This window comes from Enterocloster aldenensis (genome assembly GCF_003434055.1).
GTDB classification, from domain to species: domain Bacteria; phylum Bacillota; class Clostridia; order Lachnospirales; family Lachnospiraceae; genus Enterocloster; species Enterocloster aldenensis.
In genome coordinates this window covers 344,683-363,830 of sequence record NZ_QVEX01000004.1, presented here as the reverse complement: position 1 = coordinate 363,830, position 19,148 = coordinate 344,683, and the positions used below count along the sequence as shown (strand labels likewise).

Below are 19,148 nucleotides of genomic sequence, written 5' to 3'. Positions count from 1 at the left end.
CGGTTGCCCTGGTAACCTCCCTCGCGGTTGCCCTGATAACCGCCTTCACGGCTGCCCTGGGATTCCTGGGATGTATGCTGCGGCCTTGCAGCTTCGCGGCTGTCAGGCGTATTCGCTTTGTCCGCTGTCTGGGATGCCGGGGTTTCTTTCACCGGCGCTGCCTCCACTGCCTGGGCCTGGACCTGGGGACGTACGGTCTCCTGGCGGGGAGCAGGCGCTGCTGCCGGTGCCTCGGCCTTTGGAGCCTGGGCCTGCTGTGGCTTTGGCTGCGGTTTTGGTGGAACCGGACGCTTGATCTGCTGCTGCGCATTCTGCGGACGGAACACGGCTGTCAGCTTTTTCTTAGCTGGTTCTGTCCTGCCGGCTGCCTCCGCGGCCTTGGATGCTTCCTGCTTCGGAGCCTCTGTCCTTGAGGCTTCTGTCTTAGGAGCCTCTGTCTTAGGAGCCTCCGTCCTGGGCGCGTCTGCTTTGGGCGCCTCCTTTTTAGGTGCCTCTGCCTTTGGGGCAGCTGCTTTTTTAGGGCTTAATGAATTCCGCACAATATTCTCCTGATCCCTCGTCACATTCGATGCAGCGTACAAGGCAGCTGCATTGTCTTTTTGTTTTATGATTTCCAATATTTCTTTACTGGTTTTACCCAGTTCATTTGCCAGTTCACTTACTCTCATTCAAACTACCTCCATTTATATTCATTAGTTCTGCCATTGACTTTGCGAACCCTGCATCTTCCACGGACAGGGATGCCCGAAACTCCTGCCCCATGGCGTGCCCCAGTTCATCCTTGGTTCCAAACAGATAGATTGGGACTTTATAGTGAGTGCACATATTGGTAAACATTTTCTTCGTGTTGTCCGAAGCTTCCTCCGATACGATTACCATGTGTGACTTTCCGCTCTTTACAGACTTTTCCGTCGAAAATTCACCGCTTACCACCTTCCTTGCCCTTTTTGCAAGGCCTATCAGGCTTAACAGTTTTTTGCTATTTACCAAGCTCTTCCATCTCCTTTTCCAGAGTTTCATATACCTCTTTCGGAATCGCCATCTTGAAGGACCGTTCCAACCCCTTGCTCTTCACGGCCTTCTTAAAGCATTCCATTGATGGACACAGGTAAGCGCCTCTTCCGTTCTTACGGCCCGTGGCATCTAACATAATCTCATCTTCGGCGGTTTTTATGACTCTTATCATTTCTTTTTTGCTCTTCATCTCCTGGCAGCCAATGCACTGCCTGAGCGGAACTTTCTTTATACCCACTTATATCACTCCTAATCTTCTCAGAGTATCCCTAATCTCCCACAATCCGTCTCATCGTGGACTTTCCTATTCCTGTCCGTTCCCGTCTTCCTGGTAGCCCTCTTCATATTCCGGGTAGTTTTCTGTCTCTTCATAGCTGTCTTCTTCAAAACTATCTTCCTCGAAACTTGGCGCAGGGGTATCTCCGTACTGAAGGCCCATCTGCTCAAAGAGCCCCATCTCCCTTGCCTGGGTCTCGCTCTTTATATCAATCTTGAAACCGGTCAGTCTTGCCGCCAGCCTTGCGTTCTGGCCCTCCTTGCCAATGGCCAGGGAAAGCTGGTAATCCGGCACGATCACCTGTGCCTCGCGCTCTTCCTCGTCCGCCACCACGCAGATTACCTTGGCCGGGCTTAAGGCGTTCTCAATCAGATAAGCAGGATTGTCATCCCAGTTAATGATATCGATCTTTTCACCCCTGAGCTCACTTACAATGGCGTTCACCCTTGCACCGTTAAGGCCCACGCATGCTCCTACCGGGTCCACGTTGGCGTCATTGGATTTAACTGCAATCTTTGTCCTGGACCCAGCCTCCCTGGCAATGGCCTTGATTTCCACAGTGCCGTCGCGTACCTCTGCAACCTCGGATTCAAACAGGCGTTTAACAAGGTCCGGGTGTGTCCTGGAAACGGAAACCCTTGGTCCCTTCGGTGTATCCTTAACCTCCAGCACATATACCTTAATGCGCTCGGTCGGACGGAAGGTCTCGCCCTTTACCTGCTCGCTCTCATTGAGGATTGCATCCACCCGTCCAAGGTTGATGCTTACATTCCTGCCAAGATAGCGCTGCACGATGCCTGTCATCACATCCTTTTCCTTTGTATAATACTCGTTGTAAAGGACCTTGCGCTCTTCCTCACGGATTTTCTGCAAAATGACATTCTTGGCATTCTGTGTCGCAATACGGCCGAATTTCTTGGAATCCAGCGGGATCTGCACCGTATCACCCAAATCATACTTGGGGCTCAGCATCTTGGCGTCCGCCAGGCTGATTTCCATTATATCGTCTTCCACCTGCTCCACAACGGTTTTTTCTGCATATACAGCAAAATCACAGGTGTTGGGGTTTACCGTGACTTTTACGTTATCGGCTTTTCCAAAATGGTTCTTGCAGGCTGTGAGCAGTGAGTTTTCAATCGCTTCAATCAGTGTGTCCTTGGCGATGTTCTTCTCCTTCTCCAACACTTCCATTGCCTCTAACAGTTCCTTGTTCATGTTTATCCTCCTATCCATGCCTGGGCATGTGAATTAACTATCAATGCAGTATCAGAAATCCAGTGCCAGCCGGATCAGGGCAATGTCCGGTTTTTCAAATACCATCTGGCTTCCGTCTTCCATGGTCAGCGTCACAGTATTCTCATCATATGCACTTAAGGCACCTGTAAATTCCTTCTGCTTATCAATCTGGCGGTACAGACGCACGTCCACATCCTTGCCCATGCTCCTGATAAAGTCCTTTTCCTTTTTCAGGGGACGGCCAAGTCCCGGCGAACTGACCTCAAGGATATAGCTTTCATCAATAAAATCTTCCTTATCCAGCCACTCCCCAAGCTTCCTGCTGATGACCTCACAGTCATCCACTGCAATTCCGCCTTCTTTATCAATATAAGCCCTCAGATACCAGGTTCCTGCTTCCTTTACATATTCCACATCCACAAGTTCAAAATGATGTTCTTCCACCAGGGGCAGGAGGTAACGTTCTACCCTGCTCTCGTAGTTTTCCTTTTTTCCCAATTGCTACACCGCCTTTCCAATCTGTACAGTAATGTATGAGCCCTACTCAAAACGAAAGAGTGGACCGGCGTCCACTCTTTATCAGTACCCTACATTAGTTATCCTATATACTATACCATCATGTTCTGGTAAATGCAAGCATTTTCAGGGATTTTATTGAAATTATCCCGTATTTTAGAGCATTGCACGTCCCCTGCACCAGGTCTGGAGCACGCTGTAATCATCCTCCAGCACCACCAGGTCCGCGTCGCAGCCCACTGCAATCCTGCCCTTGCGGTCATCCACCCCAAGGCATCTGGCCGGGTTGATGGTACAGGAATTGACTGCCGTGTCAAAGGGGACCATGGCCTCTTCCACCAGGATCTTAAGGCCCCGGTTCAGGTTCAGCGTGCTTCCCGCAATGGTGTCCGTACCCTTAAGCCTTGCCAGGCCGTCATCGCCAATCTCTATGTCATGGCCGCCCAGCTGGTACTGTCCGCCCGGCGGGCAGTGCTTTGCCCGAAGGGAATCACTGATCATGATAGAGTAATCCCTTCCCTTTGCAGTAAAGAAATTATTCAGGGCAGCCAGATGGGAATGGCAGCCGTCGCAGATGATTTCCCCATAGATATCCCTGACCCTGAGCGCGGTTCCTACCAGCCCCGGCTTGCGGTGGTGGTATGGGGTCATGCCGTTATAGACATGGGTCATGGAAGTGGCGCCATTGGCAATGCCTAACAGGGCCTGCTCATAGGTTGCGGCCGAATGGCCCATGCTGACCACCACGCCGTGGGTGGAGCAGTATCTTGTCAGCGCATGGTCCGGATCCCGCTCCGGCGCCAGGGTAATATACTTAATCAGTCCCTTTGCAGCTTCCTGGTACTTCTTAAACTGCTCCACCGATGCAACAGCAATGGCCTCCGGAGGCTGTGCGCCCTTATATTCCATGTCCAGGAAAGGTCCCTCAAAATGGATTCCCAGTATCTCAGCGCCCTCATATCCTTCTTCTGACACCTTTGCCACATTGGCAACCGCTTTGGTAAGCACCTCGGGCATCTGGGTCACCGTGGTTGGAAGGATGGATGTGACGCCCTCTTGCGGAATCCTCTTCATCCATCTGCGAAGGCCCTCAGGCTCCCCGTCATTGGTGTCAAAATCATAGGCGCCGTGGGTATGGATATCAATAAAACCCGGAAGGATCCTCCTGTCCCCGTAATCCTGGTCCGCAGGACCTGTACCGTACCCGTCAATCCGCTTAATGGTCCCGTCCTCAATCTCCATCTGTGCCGCCATGAACTGGCCTGCAATCCAGACTCTCTTACCCTGAATCTTCATGTCGCTTCTCCTTTTCCATATAATGTTATTCTGTCTAAATTAATTTCCCTTATCACAAGTATAGCACATAAAAAATTATTTTCAACATTAAATACTAAATAAAAATATTTTCTTTTTATTTCTTTTCCAGTGATGGGAGCCGCCACGGTAAAAGGCGCGGAAGCAGGCATCCCGCCTGCTTCCGCACCCTTATCATGCGCATTTATTCCCATTTTATTTTGGCTTCATCCAAGAAGGGATGCAATTTCCGGAAATGGCTCCAGGCTCCGTTTTAAAATCCCCTGGGTATATGCAATCAATATGCCGTAATTGGTCATTGGGATTCCCTGGTCCTCTGCGCATTCCATCCTGTACTTCATTTCCCTTTCATTCAGCATGCATCCGCCGCAGTGGACAATCAGGCTGTAACCGCTTAAATCATCGGGAAACCCGGTCCCGGATGTAAAATGGAACTCCGGTTCCACGCCCGTATACTGCCGGATCCAGCCAGGAAGCTTAACAGTCCCGATGTCATTGCACTGCCTATGGTGGGTACACCCCTCTGAAATCAGGATCTTATCACCCGCGCCAATATGCTTTAAGGCCGCCGCCCCCTTGACCAGGGGGCCCAGGTTCCCCTTATACCTTGCAAACAGGATGGAAAAGGATGTCAGCAGGATGTCCTCAGGCGTATCCTTTGCCACGGATCCAAATACCTGGCTGTCCGTAATGACGATCCTGGGTTTCTTTCCCAGCGCCGGCAGCGCCTTTGCCAGTCCATCCTCCTTAAGTACAATGGAAACAGCGCCAGCCTCCAGGATATCCCGTATGGTCTGCTGCTGCGGAAGGATGAGACGGCCTTTGGGGGCGGCCTTATCAATGGGCACCACCAGCACGGCAAAATCCAACGGTTCCAGCAAATCCCCCACGATCCTGCGCCCACTCTCCTGTCTCTTCCCCAGGCCCGCCAGGCATTCCTTAAGCTTGTCCATGCCCTGTCCGGTAAGGGCGCTGACCATGATTACCGGAAGGGACTGCGGATATGCTTCCTGTGGTTTGCCGGCCGATTCCGCCTGGTTCCCAGAATCTCCATGGTTAGCAGCAGGACCATCCATGTCCGCCTTATTGCAGGCAATCACACATGGGATATGCTTTTCCTGTATCCGCCCAAGAAGCGCCCTGTCCTCATATGCCATGCCCTGGCAGCCATCCACCACCAAAACCGCCACGTCCGTCTTATTAAGCACCTGGTAACTCTTTTTAATACGAAGGCCGCCCAATTCCCCTTCATCATCAATCCCCGGGGTGTCAATCATCATCACCGGGCCAAGGGGAAGAAGCTCCATGGCCTTATACACAGGGTCCGTGGTGGTTCCCTTTACCTCTGATACCACAGCCAGGTCCTGGCCGGTGACTGCATTGAGCACGCTGGACTTCCCAGCATTCCTCCTTCCAAAGAATCCGATATGGACCCGTTCTGATGAAGGCGTGTCATTCATTCCCATATGTATCTTTTCCTCCTGTCCGTGTTCCGTGTCATTTCCCAACACAAAAAGGATACGCCAAAATAGGCGTATCCCGATAAAACCACTCAAGTGTACCCGCTTTCCCTCTCAGCCCTGCTTCAGGTCAGTCAACACATATTCTCTTCCATCTGTCTGCGGCCCCCTGGATTGGGGATATCCGCGCGGGCTGCTTTGCTGTAAGGGATACCTGTCAGTGCAGAAGCCTGTTTGCTCCATCTTACTACATATTCCCGCGGGCTGTCAATCCCCGGATATAAAACAGCCTGCGTTGTCTGCCCGTGGCCGCGGTCCCATCGGGGCCCCAATCCGGCCCCGGTCACAGACCGCTCTCAAGCTTCTGTCTCTTAATCCCATGTTTCTGCGCAAATCCGGTAAGGATCATGGTCAGGGCTCCGTCGCCGGTCACGTTGCATGCGGTTCCGAAGCTGTCCTGCAGGGCAAAGATTGTCAGCATCAGCGCCGTGCCTGACTCCTCAAATCCAAGGACGCCTGTTATCAGCCCCAGGGACGCCATTACCGTACCTCCGGGCACGCCGGGCGCCCCAATGGCAAATATGCCTAGGAGTGCACAGAATAAGACCATGGTCCCCATGGTAGGAATGGAACCGTAAAGTATCTTGTTCACCGTCATGACAAAGAATACTTCTGTCAGCACGGAACCGCACAGATGGATATTGGCAAACAGCGGGATGCCGAAGTCCACCATGTCATCCCGCAGGGGCGGCTGTGACTTCTTGGCACAGCGCAGGGCAACCGCAAGGGTGGCCGCGGATGACATGGTACCCACCGCTGTGATATAGGCCGGCCCGTAATTGCGGATGACGTCCAGGGGATTGGCCCCTGAATAGATACCGGCGATTACATAGAGCAGGGTCATCCAGATAAAATGTCCGATCATGACAATGATGACCACCTTTAAAAATACAGGCAGCTGCTTTGTAATGGTGCCTTCATATGATAAGGAGCAGAATGTAAATGCAATAAAAACAGGAAGCACCGGAATGACTACTTTTGTTACAATGGAAAGTACGATCTGCTGGAACTCCTCCAGGACATCCGTAATCACCTCCGCCTTGGTCCATGTGGCGGCCAGGCCAAGAAGCAGTGAAAACACAAGGGCGCTCATGACCGGCATGATCTGGGGGATATCCAGCTGGAACACGATGTCCGGCAGTTTCCTAAGTTCCTCTACCTCAGAAATAATGGACAGATGGGGAATCAGGAAATAACCGGCCATCATGGCAAACAGCGCAGCACCGATTGACGAAACATATGCAAGCGTAACAGCAACCCCAAGCATTTTGGATGCGTTATTGCCCAGCCTTGTGATGGAAGGGGCAATGAAACCAATGATTATTAACGGAACACAGAATACAATCACCTGATTCAGTATGTACTTAATTGTTACAATGACGTGCATAAGACCATCGCCGCAAATCTGTCCGACGATGATACCGAGGATAACACCCAACAGTAATCGGAACGGTAAACTACCTGTTATTTTTTTCATACCTAATCTCCAATCATGATTTTAATTATCTCCTCGTTGGTCTCCTTCATTCCTTCCTTTCCAAGCCTGCCAACATTCTTAAGTGTTTCCTCGACACCCTTTGTCACGATGCCGTCTCCTCCGTAGAACTGCTGACCGCGGATATACATGTTATAGCCCAGGATCCCTGCGTCAACCGCCGAAGCAATCTTGGCTGCGCAGGAAGCCTTGGCGCCGTCGCAGACAATGCCGGACACAATGGCAAGCGCATTGACAACCGTATGGACAATCTCCTTATAGCTGCCTCCGCACAGATAAGCGATTCCTGCCCCTGCTCCCGCGCCGGCGCTTACCGCGCCGCAATATGCGGATAATCTTCCAATCGGTGTCTTCTGGTGAATGGCAGTAAGGTTGGATAAGGCCAGGGCCCTGTATTTCTTCTCCTCGCTTACCTTAAGCTCCTCCGCATATACAAGGACCGGTACGGATGCAGTGATTCCCTGGTTCCCGCTGCCTGAATTGATGATGACCGGCAGTTCGCAGCCATTCATCCTGGCGTCGGAACCAGCCGCCGCCATGGCCTTTGCCCTGGTGCGCACATCATTGCCAGACATATCAAGAAGCACCTTGCCGATGTTGGCGCCGTAATTCCCCTTGATGCCCTCCTCTGCAATGGCCATGTTATAGGAAATCTGGCGGTCCAGTACCTCCTTGATGTCGGCTATGTCAACCGTGTTGATGAAATCCCAGATATCTTCCATATTAAGAAGGCTCCTGTCTGTCAGGCCCTCCTCGTCCTCTCCGGCCACTTCTATCTGCTTTAAGATCTCGCCGTCTTTTTCAACCAGTACCACATTGGTGTGGTAATTGGCAATGCGCACCTTTGCATAAGAGCTTCCCTTGTACAGTGTCACGATGATGTCAAAGGTGATGCCATTGTCCACATGCTCCACTTCAATCTGGGTATTTTCTATGAACTCCTTCATCTGTGCAATCTGCTCCGGTGTCACCTGGGCGATTACCTCCAGCTCCTTATCCGGGTCACCTGCCACGATACCGGCTGTTGCAGCGGCCGGGATTCCTTTTAAATGGTCTGTATTAGGCACAATCACGGATTTGACATTCTTGATAATACTTCCGCTGGCCCCGATTACCACCCGGTCCGGCAGTTCCCCCAGTACTTTCCGTGCCAGCGCAGCGCCATAGGCCAGGGCAATGGGTTCCGTACATCCCATGGCCGGAAGCAGCTCCTCCTTCAGTATCTGAACATACGCGTTGTACTTTACATTGTCTTTTTCCATGATATTTGATTCCTTTCTTTTTTGACTGATTTTTGGGAAAATAGTCATTATTTGGTATTGATTTCTCATTAAGCTTAATGTACCATAAAAACAAATGGTTGTAAAATTTAATGTTTTTATGATATAGTTTAAAAATTTTTATAGAAAAACCAATTAAAAAAAGGACGTATATTATGGAATTACGCGAAATTGCAACATTTCTTCAGGTAGCTCAGCTAAAGAGTTTTTCAAAAGCAGCCAAACAGCTGGGATATTCCCAGGCCGCTGTGACCATCCAGGTCAAGCAGCTGGAAAAAGAGCTGAATGTCCACCTGTTTGACCGCATCGGCAAACAGACCACCTTAACCCACCAGGGCGCCGTGTTCTTTGAACATGCCGCCGCCATCATGCGGGACCTGGAATGCGCCAGGGACGCTGTGACGGAAGCCACGGAACTGACCGGAAGCCTGTGCCTTGGCACCATTGAGTCCATCTGTGCATCCATCTTTCCTCCTTTGTTAAAAGAGTACCACCGCCTGTATCCCCGGGTAAACGTAAGCATCATCACCGATTCCCCCGGAACCCTGCTGGACATGATGAACAGCAATGCCATTGACATTGTGTATTTCCTGGACAAGCGTATGTATGACGACAAATGGATCAAGGTCCTGGAAGAGCCTGAGGACATTGTTTTCGTATCCTCCGTAAACCACCCCTTTTCCGGCAGGAAGGACCTGGACCTTTCCCAGGTCATCGGACAGCCATTCATCCTGACCGAGAAAAATGCAAGCTACCGTTTCATACTGGAACAGTATCTGGCGGCCCAGGATATGACAATCCGCCCTTTCCTTGAAATAGGGAATACGGAATTCATCATCAACCTGCTGAGGGCCAATATGGGCGTCTCCTTCCTTCCAAGGTTCACCATCCTCTCAGACATTGAATCCGGCTGCCTGGCCGCCCTTAACGTAAAGGATTTCCACATGCAGACCTGGCGCCAGATTGTCTATCATAAGGATAAATGGGTGACCCGCGAGATGAATGCATTCATAGAATTGGCCGGTACTTTCCTTCCGCCTGCCCCCGGCATGTAACCCGGATATTCTTTCCAGGTCCATCCCCGGAGCAATCCGGGGCAGTACGGCTTCCGGCTTTCATGAGGCGGATCTATTATAAGTATATTATGGAAAACAGGGAAGGTGAACCGAAATAAGGAAAATCGCATTTTTAATTTCCTTTAAAATCATCCCCTTCTGTTCTTTACATTTCAGGACATGTGTTGTTATAATAAAAGTTATACAGTACACATTTTCATATGAAAAAATGTTATATTACGGGGAGGACAGTCATGGAGCAGAACCTGTCACAATACAAGATATTCTATGAGGTGGCAAAAGCCGGGAATATTTCCAAGGCAGCCAAGGAACTCTATATCAGCCAGCCGGCCATCAGCAAGGCCATCAGCAAGCTGGAGGACAGCCTGGGCCTGTCCCTTTTCACCCGCAGTTCCAGGGGCGTGCAGCTCACAGCAGAAGGGGAAATCCTGTTTGAGCATGCCAGGGAGGCCTTTGACGCCCTGGACCGGGGAGAAATGGAGCTTAAGCGGATCCAGGAATTCGATATCGGCCATCTGCGCATCGGTGTCAGTAATACACTGTGCAAATACATCCTACTCCCTTACCTGAAAACATTTATTGACCAGTACCCCCACATGAAGGTGACCATTGAGAGCCAGTCCACGGCACTGACCCTGACCCGTCTGGAACAGCAGAAGATTGACCTGGGGCTGGTTGCACAGCCTTCGGTACGCAGGGACCTTGCATTCATACCGGTGATGGACATACAGGATATCTTTGTCACCACCCCATCCTACCTTGAAAACCTGCATCTCAGGGAAGGCAGGGACGCCAATATCTTTGAGACCGGCAACATCATGCTCCTGGACTCCAGCAACATGACGCGCCACCATGTGGATGAGTACATGTCGGATAACAACATACTGCCGCGGCAGGTCCTGGAAGTGACCACCATGGACCTGTTGATTGAATTTGCAAAAATCGGCCTTGGAATCGGCTGCGTCATCAAGGAACTGGTGCAGAAGGAACTGGACAACGGTTCCCTGGTGGAGATTCCCTTAAACATCCCCATCCACCGAAGGACCATCGGCTTTGCATACCATCCCTCCAACCAGGCCATGGCGCTTAAGACGTTTCTGGAGTTTTTATATTGACGGATTGCCGCTTACCCGGGGTGTCAGTCAATACCCACGGAAAAAGCACACGGCTTTTACCGCAATTCAAAGGATAAGGCGATTGAGCAGGAGGATTAATGGAGCTGCCCCCATGAAAGGGCGGATGTCTCCCACAGCGTAAAAAGCCATTGTATTTCCACCTGATGTACGTGGAAATGCAATGGCCCTTTGTCATTTTTAGGACCCTTTTCAAAATCTATCCCGAAAGTCAGGGCCCTGCCGGGCGCCAGGAACCAGGTCCCCATAGCAGGCTGTATCAGCCAATTCCGCCGTTGACGATTCCCAGAATGAACACTGCCATGGTCAGAATGCAGAATCCATATTTATAAAGGGGGTAGTACCAGCCGCCAATCCGCTGCTTTCTTCCAAGGGATACCGCATCCTCCACTGCCTGCTTTCCCCAGATCCAGGCAAACATAATCCCGGCCAGACCGGCGCCCAGAGGGCAGATATAGATGGATACGAAGTCCATCCAGCCGGAAACAATACCCTGGATGCACAGCGCCACCACAACACCAATGATACCGATGGTGGTAACTGCTTTGGCACGGCTGAAATGCAGGTTATCCTGAAGGGTGGCGATGGGGGCCTCAAACAGGTTCACCAGGGAAGTAAGACCTGCAAACAGCACAGCCACAAAGAATACCACCATTACAATGTGTCCGCTTGGCATGGCCGCAAACAGGTTGGGCAAATAGATGAACATCAGGCCAGGGCCTCCGCCAAAGGCAGTGGAGCCGGCGGCTGCCATGGCAGGAACAATGACCAGAGCGGCCAGGAACGCGGCCCCTGTGTCAAACAGGGCCACTTTCCATGCGGAGCTGACAATATCCTCATCATCGGACAGGTATGAGCCGTAAATAACCGTTCCGTTGCCGGCCAGGGACAGGGAAAAAAATGACTGGCCCAGGGCATAGACCCACATCATGGGATCTTTTAGCTTTTCAGGATTAATGGAGAACATGTATTTGTAACCCTCAGAAGCTCCGGGCTGGAAATAAACATAAACAGCCAGGCCCATAAACAGCAGGAAAAACAGAGGGATCATTATCTTGTTGGCTTTCTCAATACCGCTGGCAACACCCAGCACCATGATGGTAAATGTGACTGCCAGTGCAACAATCAGCCATAAGTTGTTGCCAAAGGAAGATGCGGTGGTGCCAAATGCCTGTTCATAGCCTGAGATATCCGACACATCCGCACCATAGGAAAGGGCTTTTCCGGTAAAGGAATTGAACACATACTTAAAAATCCAACCCACCACTACGGAGTAGCCAATGGCCAGCATCAGCGCCCCCGCCATGGGGATACCGCCTATCAGGGCACCCGTATTCCCTTTTCCACGGGAGGCGCAGGCCTGCCTGAAAGCGCCTACAGGGCCTTCCTTTGCCTTTCTCCCAAAGCTCATTTCACCAATCACACCGGAAAACCCGATCAGAATGTCAAAGATAAGATATGCTACCAGAAACGCGCCGCCATAATTTGCAACCCGGCTGGGAAACAGCCAGATATTTCCCATCCCCACTGCCGAACCAATACATGCAAGAATAAAACCCCATTTCGATCCCCATGATTCCCTGTTGTTACCATTGGATGTTTTTCCCATATATTTCTTCTCCTTTTCGATACAAAATGAAGACAAAAAGGGCCCCCCACAGTAATCTTTAAACTACTATAGGATGCCCTATCTTATTGCTGCCAAGCACATCACATGATTTCAAATAACGTTTGAATCATCATGCGGTCTGCCCCTTACCTTCAGTCCTCAACAGGTGCCAGAGAGGCCTGGAAATGACGAAGGATCGGTGGCTCCCATGTAATCTTGTAACCATGTTTGATTTCATGGGACCGCTCTTTAATTGCAATCAATGCATCTGCCATTATATCAATATGGGCCTGGGTGTAGACCCGGCGCGGAATGGCCAGACGTGTGAATTCAAAATCGGCATGAAGCTGTTCATTTGTATCCGGGTCATTGCCCAGCATATAGGAGCCAATATCACAGGTGCGGATGCCTGCCTCCTTGTAGAGTTCAACGGCCAACACCTGGCCAGGGAATTCATAATATGGAATCTGGGGGAACATGGCTGCTGCATCCACAAACACGCCATGACCTCCAACCGGGGCCTGGTAAGCAATACCGGCATCATCCAGCCTGGATGCAAGATATTCCATCTGTCCAATCCTGTAACGGAGATAATTTTCGTCAATGCCCTCGTATAAGCCGATGGCCAGGGCTTCCAGGTCACGTCCGTTAAGGCCGCCGTATGTATAGAATCCTTCAAAAGAAATACAGTTTGCTTTTATTTTCAGAATCAAAGGTGACTCTCCATCCTTGACTCCAATCATGCCGCCCATGTTGACAATGGTATCCTTTTTTGCGGACATGGTGAACATGTCGGCCAGGGAGAACATTTCTTTAATAATCTTTTTAATCGGCCAGTCCCTGCACTCCTCCTCATCGCGTTTGACAAAGTATGCGTTTTCAGCGTAACGCGCCGCGTCAATATCCAGGGGAATGTTGTATTTCTTACAGATTGCGGAAACATCCCTCATGTTCTGCAGGGAAACCGGCTGTCCCCCGGCGGAATTGTTGGTAATTGTCATGACCACCAGACCCACATTCTCAGCGCCCTTTTCAAGAATGATCTGTTCCAGCTTTTCCACATCCATATTGCCCTTGAACTTGCAGCGGTGGGACGGATCCTTTGCTTCCGGGATTACGCAGTCGATGGGACGCGCGCCGGCCAGGATTACATGGGCGCGGGTAGTGTCAAAGAACATGTTGGAAATTGCAATCTTACCCTCGGAGAGGAATGTGGGGAACAGAACCTTTTCAGCAGCGCGTCCCTGGTGTACAGGCTGGACATATCCATATCCAAAGATGTCCTTGGCAGCGTCAACCAGTTTGTAGTAGGAGGAAGCGCCGGCATAGGCCTCATCGCCCTTCATGATCCCCGCCCATTGGTCCTCGCTCATGGCATTGGTACCGGAGTCAGTGAGGAGATCGATGTAGCAGTCCTCTCCCCTTAAGCCAAACATGTTGTACCTGGCCTGGGCGATTGCCTGCTCACGCTCCTGGCGTGTGAGCATTTTCAGTGGTTCAACCACCTTGATGCGGAATGGTTCTGGAACATACTTGATAGCCATAATAATACCTCCATAAAATGATTTTGGTTTGGATGCGGACCTCTGCCGCTTCCAAATACCCCGGTCATCGTTGCCGACTGGCGGACAGTATTATGTAATAGGTTCAAGTTGAGAAGAAAGAATGTGAGATGTAATAAGGTTTTCTCAACTTATGAAAATATATTATTATATTTTTATAAAAATGTCAATATCATTTGTGTTAATTAATAAAAAAATATTTTTTAGGGCATAAAATTATACATAGTGCGTAAAATAGAAAAAATTTAATAAATAATTATCAAAACCAAAAAGAAAATAATAAAATTTTATTACCCTACATTCTAAAACATACTCTAGATATTAAAAGGGTATTTTGATACAATAGCATTATATGAGCATATAGAAAGAAGCAGGTCATGAATATAGAAAATCATTCAATCCTTCAGCATTATATAAAGTTAACGGAATTTCTTGGCCGTACCCTTGGGCCGGATTATGAGATTGTGCTCCACAGCCTGGAGGACAAGGAAAAGTCCATTATCGCCATTGCCAACAACCATGTCAGCGGACAGGAACTGGGAGCACCTCTGGCCAGCGAGATTCTGCAGATCATTGCGGATAAGAGCTATCACAATTATTCCTATCGTACCCATTATATGGGGGTATCCGCCCTTGGAAAGAAGCTGCGGTCCTCCACGCTGTTTATTGAGAATACGTCAGAAGAGTTAATCGGGCTGCTGAGTATTAATTTTGACGACAGCAAGTATGTGGACCTGGCAAAGCAGCTGATCGGGCTGTGCCATCCAGATACATTTGTAGAAACGAATTTCCGTTTCGATGAGACCTACAAGGAAACACCGGCCAGTCAGGGAGAAGCCCGGTCCGGTGAACCGGGAATCAGGAACGCATCAGCGCATCCGATGTCAGGAGAGGCTGTGCCTGTCTCCAGCGGAGAAACAGTGAACGAGGCCTTGTCCCGTATTTTTAGGGACATGGACCTGGAAGGCAAAAGCCTGTCCCAGTCCCAGCGCCTGGCAGTGATGGAACGGCTGGAAAGGGACGGCGTATTCCTTCTAAAGGGCGCGGTAAAAGACGCGTCCGGGGCATTGGGAATCTCCCAGGCCAGCGTATACCGCTACCTGTCCAGAATCCGCCAGGAATAATCCGTTCCTGCCAAAGCTGAACAAAACCTTAAAGGATTTTTAAGGGGCTTCTGTCAATCCATGACTGCCAGAGCCCCTTTTTGGTTCGCCCAGCATGGGCGGACCAAAAAGCGGATGCCCCTCTCAGTGGACATCCGCTTCGTTCTTATATGTATCTATTATGTATCTATGATTAGTTGTTGATAAGCTTATCCGTATCATTCCAGCTATACAGCTTCCTGAGCTCGGATCCAACCTTCTCAAGGGGCTGGTCTGCCTCATTCTTCCTCATGGCGTTAAAGTGCGGGCAGCCCACCTGGTTCTCTGCCAGCCAGTCCTTTGCAAAGGTACCGTCCTGGATATCGGACAGGATTTTCTTCATGGCTTTCTTTGTCTCGTCCGTAACAATCTTTGGCCCGGTGATGTAATCGCCGTACTCAGCCGTGTTGGAGATGGAGTATCTCATGCCGGCAAAACCGCTCTCATATATCAGGTCCACAATCAGCTTCATCTCATGTACGCACTCAAAATATGCGTTCTCAGGAGCATAACCAGCCTCTACCAATGTCTCGAAACCAGCCTTCATCAGTGCGCATACGCCGCCGCACAGAACCGCCTGCTCACCAAACAGGTCTGTCTCAGTCTCTACCTTAAATGTGGTCTCCAGGATACCTGCCCTGGCGCCGCCGATTCCCTGACCGTAAGCCAGGGCCATATCGGTTGCCTTGCCTGTTGCATCCTGATGCACGGCAATCAGACATGGGGTTCCCCTGCCCCTCTGGTACTCGCTTCTGACCGTGTGGCCCGGAGCCTTTGGCGCAATCATGGTTACGTCAACATCCTTCGGCGGAACAATCTGTCCGAAATGGATGGCAAAACCGTGGGCAAACATCAGCATCATGCCCGGGCGCAGGTTTGGTGCGATGGACTCCTTATACATGGCCGCCTGCTTCTCATCATTAATCAGAATCATGATCACATCGGCCTTCTTGGTTGCCTCAGCTGCCGTATATACTTCAAATCCCTGCTCTTCAGCCTTTTTCCAGGAACGGCTTCCCTCATACAGACCAACAATCACGTTGCAGCCTGACTCCTTTAAGTTTAATGCATGTGCATGTCCCTGGCTGCCGTAACCGATGACAGCAATGGTCTTGCCTTCCAATAATGATAAATTACAATCTTCCTGATAATAAATCTTTGGCATTGCTCTTATCCTCCTTAATTCCTTTGAAAATATATATGTTAAGGCAACAAAACCGACGACTCTCAGTCCGCCCTTGGCCGCCCCCTTAAGCTCTTACCCAACCGCTATGTAATCCCGCCCCCCGTCCGTTTTCCCGGCCCGGGAACTTATGGAAGCATCCTGATATCCTCGGCGCCCCGTTCCAGCCCTGTCAGGCCTGTGCGGGCCAGCTCCAGGATTTCATAATCTTCCAGCAGGTTAATTAACGCATCCAGCTTGGACTGGTCACCTGTCAGCATGACGGTCAGCGAATCCTTGCCCACATCCACGATGGTTGCACGGAAAATGCTGGAGATGGCGCTGACAGACTGCCTGTCTGCGGCATTGGCCCTGACCTTTACCATCATCAGTTCCCTGTACACGGACCGGTCCGGCTGCAGTTCCTTGATATCCCTTACATCCTCCAGTTTATTAAGCTGGTTCTTAATCTGCTCCAGAACAGTCTGGTCCCCCAGGGAGACCACGGTCATCCTTGAGTACCGCGGGTCCGCGGTAACGCCAACGGTCAGGCTTTCAATATTGTAACCGCGCCGGCTGAAAAGTCCGGCTACCCGGGCCAGCACACCGGCGGTATTGTCTACAAGCAGCGATAACACGATTCTGTCATCCATATAATCTAATCCCACCCTCTCATCCTGGCGGACAGCTTTCACACTGCCCTTCCTTACTTTTCCACAATGTTTTCCATCGTGGACCTTCTTAATAGTAATTTCAATCATAGCAACCATTGTTCTATTTGTCAATTGCATAATAGGAATGGTTATTATGAGTTCAGGTTATAATATCAAAAGTAAATCCTTTAATTCATCCACCGTATCCGCTGTCCAGGCCGGCCGGCACCCATCCATCTCCCGCCTGTCGCCGTATCCGTAAAGGACGCCCACGCAGTCCATGCCGCATTCCCTGGCGCCCAGCACATCATGTTCCCGGTCCCCCACCATCACGCAGCGTGCCAGGGTCTCCGGGGAGGCGTCAAGCCCGTACTGTTCAAGGACATACCGGATTACATCCGCCTTGCGCACCCGGGTCTCGCCCATATCGGCGCCGCCAATAAAGTCAAAATATCCCGCCATGCCAAAGTACTCCAGAATTTTCCTGGCAAACACCTCGGGCTTGGAGGTTGCCACCAACAGCACCTTTCCGGCCGCTTTGAGGGCATCCAGCATTTCCTTAATGCCGGGATACTCCTTATTCTCATGCCATCCCCTCTCACTGAAATATTCCCGGTATACCAAAACCCCTTCCCATGCCTGTTCATCCGAAAAACCATAATATTTCTTATAGCTGTCTGTGAGGGGAGGCCCTATGAACGGAGTCAGGTTATCCAGATCATCCACCTGGATTCCATAGTGGTTCAGTGCATGGCGCACTGACTTGGTTATCCCCTCCTTTGGGTCAGTCAGGGTTCCGTCCAGATCAAACAATATATAATCCTTCTGATTCATAAAATCAACACATTCCTTTCATATCCTGCCATCCTTAAAGGCCTTCATCATCTCATGTCCCACGCTGATATAAGGACCGTATTCCACTATCTCGTCCCTTGTGAACCACCCGGCTTCACAAAGTTCCTCCTCCTCCAGGCGTATGGTATCATCACCGTCCAGTTCCGCTGTAAATCCAATCATCTCCGTATCTGAAAACGCCCAGGGCTGGCTTTTGTAATAGCGTATGTTCTTAACTTTAAGCCCCACTTCCTCCATGACTTCCCTGCGCACACAATCCTCAAAGGTCTCGCCTATCTCCACAAATCCTGCAATCAGGGCATAATTCCTGTAGGTTCCCCTTGCATATCTGGACATAAGCAGCTTATCCCCATTGGTAATTGCAACAATCACGGCCGGGCTGATTTTAGGATACTCTGTCTGCCCGCATTCCGGACACACCATGGCCCGTTCCCTGGTGCTGGGTTCCATCCTCACCCCGCAATGGCCGCAGAACTGCCGGCTCTGTCTCCACCGGTACAGCTGGCTTCCGGTAATACCCGCAAAAGCCTGATGCAAAGGCTCCAGACTGCGGAAAACCGTGAGGGGTTCCAGATTAAACCCGCCAAACTCCGGCACATCCATATCCGTTACACAGTAATAGGCCCTGTCATCAATGGAAAACAGATACTGTGCCCCAGACTTAATCCCCCTGACATCCTCTTTCAGGTCTTCAAAGGTAGGAAGGGCCATCCCGTCCCCCTGTCTCATAAGCATCACCTTATTATACTCATAATGCAGCACGTAATCCCGGTCCTCAGGTTCCTTATTCCTAAAAACAGGATCGTATGTATGCGGCGCAATATCCTGAATCATCTTATGTCATCGTCCTTTCATCTTTCCTGAAGATATGGAATCTATTGTACCACATGAAAGCATTGATGTAAATTTGGATTTATATCTTGGTTCCCGCCGTCTGAACTGTTACAAAAAAACATGGGTACTCCTGCGTCAGGGCGTGTCTGAAGATTGCTTTCCGACACGCCATGGGGCAGGAATATAGGCGCCCTGCAAAAAAGCCCTTAAAAGCCGTCCTGCAGCCAGCACCGTCCCCGTCTTTTGGTTCTCCCTTCAGTCATGTATCACCACATTCAGCTTCTTGCGTATTCCCAGGCTCAGGATTCCAAGGATGGACTTGCCATCCACCATACAGCTTCCGCAGCACACATCCACGTCCTGGGGATACTGCTCCACCTGGTTCACGAATTTTTTCACTTCCTCTATTGAATCAAATGTAACTTCTCTTGTCGTCATACGGGCACCTCCTGTTAATTATACAGAAAGTT

The 19,148-nt window shown here is 50.4% G+C and carries 19 protein-coding genes and 1 pseudogene; 3 read left to right on the top strand and 17 right to left on the bottom strand.

What is annotated here, in order from left to right:
• The 10 genes and pseudogenes from DWX59_RS11775 to DWX59_RS11725 form a co-directional block, all read right to left on the bottom strand.
• Positions 1–668, bottom strand: a pseudogene (locus tag DWX59_RS11775) (translation initiation factor IF-2); the annotation flags it as partial.
• Positions 655–1,020, bottom strand: a complete 366-nt coding sequence (locus tag DWX59_RS11770; RefSeq protein WP_369911419.1) for a L7Ae/L30e/S12e/Gadd45 family ribosomal protein — start codon at positions 1,018–1,020, stop codon at positions 655–657. The gene DWX59_RS11770 and the pseudogene DWX59_RS11775, both read right to left, overlap by 14 nt.
• Positions 980–1,252, bottom strand: a complete 273-nt coding sequence (gene rnpM, locus DWX59_RS11765) for an RNase P modulator RnpM (protein ID WP_117559246.1) — start codon at positions 1,250–1,252, stop codon at positions 980–982. The genes DWX59_RS11770 and rnpM overlap by 41 nt, the downstream gene beginning before the upstream one ends.
• A gap of 66 nt (positions 1,253–1,318) precedes the next feature.
• Entirely contained in the window at positions 1,319–2,506 is a 1,188-nt protein-coding gene (gene nusA, locus DWX59_RS11760) for a transcription termination factor NusA (protein WP_117559244.1), read from the bottom strand.
• A 51-nt stretch (positions 2,507–2,557) separates the two neighbouring features.
• Positions 2,558–3,025 (bottom strand): ribosome maturation factor RimP, encoded by a 468-nt coding sequence (locus DWX59_RS11755; protein ID WP_117559242.1) that lies wholly within the window; start codon positions 3,023–3,025, stop codon positions 2,558–2,560.
• A gap of 174 nt (positions 3,026–3,199) precedes the next feature.
• Positions 3,200–4,339, bottom strand: coding sequence for an N-acetylglucosamine-6-phosphate deacetylase (nagA, locus tag DWX59_RS11750; protein ID WP_117559240.1), 1,140 nt, complete (start codon positions 4,337–4,339; stop codon positions 3,200–3,202).
• On the bottom strand, positions 4,336–4,551 hold the full coding sequence (locus DWX59_RS11745) for a hypothetical protein (RefSeq protein ID WP_117559238.1): 216 nt from the start codon (positions 4,549–4,551) through the stop codon (positions 4,336–4,338). The genes nagA and DWX59_RS11745 overlap by 4 nt, the downstream gene beginning before the upstream one ends.
• A gap of 12 nt (positions 4,552–4,563) precedes the next feature.
• Entirely contained in the window at positions 4,564–5,823 is a 1,260-nt protein-coding gene (hydF, locus tag DWX59_RS11740) for a [FeFe] hydrogenase H-cluster maturation GTPase HydF (protein ID WP_117559236.1), read from the bottom strand.
• A 337-nt stretch (positions 5,824–6,160) separates the two neighbouring features.
• Positions 6,161–7,354 (bottom strand): dicarboxylate/amino acid:cation symporter, encoded by a 1,194-nt coding sequence (locus DWX59_RS11730; RefSeq protein ID WP_117559232.1) that lies wholly within the window; start codon positions 7,352–7,354, stop codon positions 6,161–6,163.
• Positions 7,355–7,356: 2 nt separating this feature from the next.
• Entirely contained in the window at positions 7,357–8,634 is a 1,278-nt protein-coding gene (locus DWX59_RS11725) for an L-cysteine desulfidase family protein (RefSeq protein WP_117559230.1), read from the bottom strand.
• A gap of 173 nt (positions 8,635–8,807) precedes the next feature.
• On the opposite strand from DWX59_RS11725, the gene DWX59_RS11720 reads away from it, so the two are divergent.
• Complete coding sequence (locus DWX59_RS11720; RefSeq protein ID WP_117559228.1) at positions 8,808–9,707, top strand: LysR family transcriptional regulator; 900 nt, start codon at positions 8,808–8,810, stop codon at positions 9,705–9,707.
• Between the two features lie 254 nt (positions 9,708–9,961).
• Positions 9,962–10,843: a LysR family transcriptional regulator gene (locus DWX59_RS11715; protein ID WP_117559226.1), complete on the top strand. Its 882-nt coding sequence runs from the start codon at positions 9,962–9,964 to the stop codon at positions 10,841–10,843.
• A 277-nt stretch (positions 10,844–11,120) separates the two neighbouring features.
• Here DWX59_RS11715 and DWX59_RS11710 read toward each other — a convergent pair whose 3' ends face one another.
• Together DWX59_RS11710 and DWX59_RS11705 are read right to left on the bottom strand one after the other, a co-directional pair.
• Positions 11,121–12,470, bottom strand: a complete 1,350-nt coding sequence (locus tag DWX59_RS11710) for a sodium-dependent transporter (protein WP_117559224.1) — start codon at positions 12,468–12,470, stop codon at positions 11,121–11,123.
• 152 nt (positions 12,471–12,622) lie between these two features.
• Entirely contained in the window at positions 12,623–14,014 is a 1,392-nt protein-coding gene (locus DWX59_RS11705) for a tryptophanase (protein WP_117559222.1), read from the bottom strand.
• A 395-nt stretch (positions 14,015–14,409) separates the two neighbouring features.
• Between DWX59_RS11705 and DWX59_RS11700 the strand changes: the two genes are divergently transcribed.
• The gene (locus DWX59_RS11700; RefSeq protein WP_117559220.1) at positions 14,410–15,156 is read left to right on the top strand and encodes a helix-turn-helix transcriptional regulator; all 747 of its coding nucleotides are present in this window, start codon (positions 14,410–14,412) and stop codon (positions 15,154–15,156) included.
• Positions 15,157–15,328: 172 nt separating this feature from the next.
• On the opposite strand, the gene ilvC is transcribed toward DWX59_RS11700, so the two are convergent.
• The 5 genes from ilvC to DWX59_RS11675 all read right to left on the bottom strand — a co-directional run bounded on the left by ilvC (position 15,329) and on the right by DWX59_RS11675 (position 19,116).
• Positions 15,329–16,339: a ketol-acid reductoisomerase gene (gene ilvC, locus DWX59_RS11695; RefSeq protein ID WP_117559218.1), complete on the bottom strand. Its 1,011-nt coding sequence runs from the start codon at positions 16,337–16,339 to the stop codon at positions 15,329–15,331.
• Between the two features lie 146 nt (positions 16,340–16,485).
• Positions 16,486–16,989, bottom strand: coding sequence for an acetolactate synthase small subunit (gene ilvN / locus DWX59_RS11690; protein ID WP_008722991.1), 504 nt, complete (start codon positions 16,987–16,989; stop codon positions 16,486–16,488).
• A 165-nt stretch (positions 16,990–17,154) separates the two neighbouring features.
• Positions 17,155–17,823 carry an HAD family hydrolase gene (locus DWX59_RS11685; RefSeq protein WP_117559216.1) on the bottom strand — a complete coding sequence of 223 codons (669 nt, stop codon included), beginning with the start codon at positions 17,821–17,823 and terminating at the stop codon, positions 17,155–17,157.
• An 18-nt stretch (positions 17,824–17,841) separates the two neighbouring features.
• Complete coding sequence (gene nudC / locus DWX59_RS11680) at positions 17,842–18,678, bottom strand: NAD(+) diphosphatase (RefSeq protein ID WP_117559214.1); 837 nt, start codon at positions 18,676–18,678, stop codon at positions 17,842–17,844.
• Positions 18,679–18,933: 255 nt separating this feature from the next.
• The gene (locus DWX59_RS11675; protein WP_117559212.1) at positions 18,934–19,116 is read right to left on the bottom strand and encodes an HPr family phosphocarrier protein; all 183 of its coding nucleotides are present in this window, start codon (positions 19,114–19,116) and stop codon (positions 18,934–18,936) included.
• Positions 19,117–19,148: the final 32 nt, after the last annotated feature.

Bases quoted from the DNA above. Each gene is read 5' to 3' on its own strand.
- DWX59_RS11770 (WP_369911419.1), bottom strand. From the start codon at position 1,020: ATGAAACTCTGGAAAAGGAGATGGAAGAGCTTGGTAAATAGCAAAAAA.
- nusA (WP_117559244.1), bottom strand. From the start codon at position 2,506: ATGAACAAGGAACTGTTAGAGGCAATGGAAGTGTTGGAGAAGGAGAAG.
- nagA (WP_117559240.1), bottom strand. From the start codon at position 4,339: ATGAAGATTCAGGGTAAGAGAGTCTGGATTGCAGGCCAGTTCATGGCG.
- DWX59_RS11745 (WP_117559238.1), bottom strand. From the start codon at position 4,551: ATGGGAATAAATGCGCATGATAAGGGTGCGGAAGCAGGCGGGATGCCT.
- hydF (WP_117559236.1), bottom strand. From the start codon at position 5,823: ATGGGAATGAATGACACGCCTTCATCAGAACGGGTCCATATCGGATTC.
- DWX59_RS11730 (WP_117559232.1), bottom strand. From the start codon at position 7,354: ATGAAAAAAATAACAGGTAGTTTACCGTTCCGATTACTGTTGGGTGTT.
- DWX59_RS11725 (WP_117559230.1), bottom strand. From the start codon at position 8,634: ATGGAAAAAGACAATGTAAAGTACAACGCGTATGTTCAGATACTGAAG.
- DWX59_RS11720 (WP_117559228.1), top strand. From the start codon at position 8,808: ATGGAATTACGCGAAATTGCAACATTTCTTCAGGTAGCTCAGCTAAAG.
- DWX59_RS11715 (WP_117559226.1), top strand. From the start codon at position 9,962: ATGGAGCAGAACCTGTCACAATACAAGATATTCTATGAGGTGGCAAAA.
- DWX59_RS11710 (WP_117559224.1), bottom strand. From the start codon at position 12,470: ATGGGAAAAACATCCAATGGTAACAACAGGGAATCATGGGGATCGAAA.
- DWX59_RS11705 (WP_117559222.1), bottom strand. From the start codon at position 14,014: ATGGCTATCAAGTATGTTCCAGAACCATTCCGCATCAAGGTGGTTGAA.
- DWX59_RS11700 (WP_117559220.1), top strand. From the start codon at position 14,410: ATGAATATAGAAAATCATTCAATCCTTCAGCATTATATAAAGTTAACG.
- ilvC (WP_117559218.1), bottom strand. From the start codon at position 16,339: ATGCCAAAGATTTATTATCAGGAAGATTGTAATTTATCATTATTGGAA.
- ilvN (WP_008722991.1), bottom strand. From the start codon at position 16,989: ATGGATGACAGAATCGTGTTATCGCTGCTTGTAGACAATACCGCCGGT.
- DWX59_RS11685 (WP_117559216.1), bottom strand. From the start codon at position 17,823: ATGAATCAGAAGGATTATATATTGTTTGATCTGGACGGAACCCTGACT.
- nudC (WP_117559214.1), bottom strand. From the start codon at position 18,678: ATGATTCAGGATATTGCGCCGCATACATACGATCCTGTTTTTAGGAAT.
- DWX59_RS11675 (WP_117559212.1), bottom strand. From the start codon at position 19,116: ATGACGACAAGAGAAGTTACATTTGATTCAATAGAGGAAGTGAAAAAA.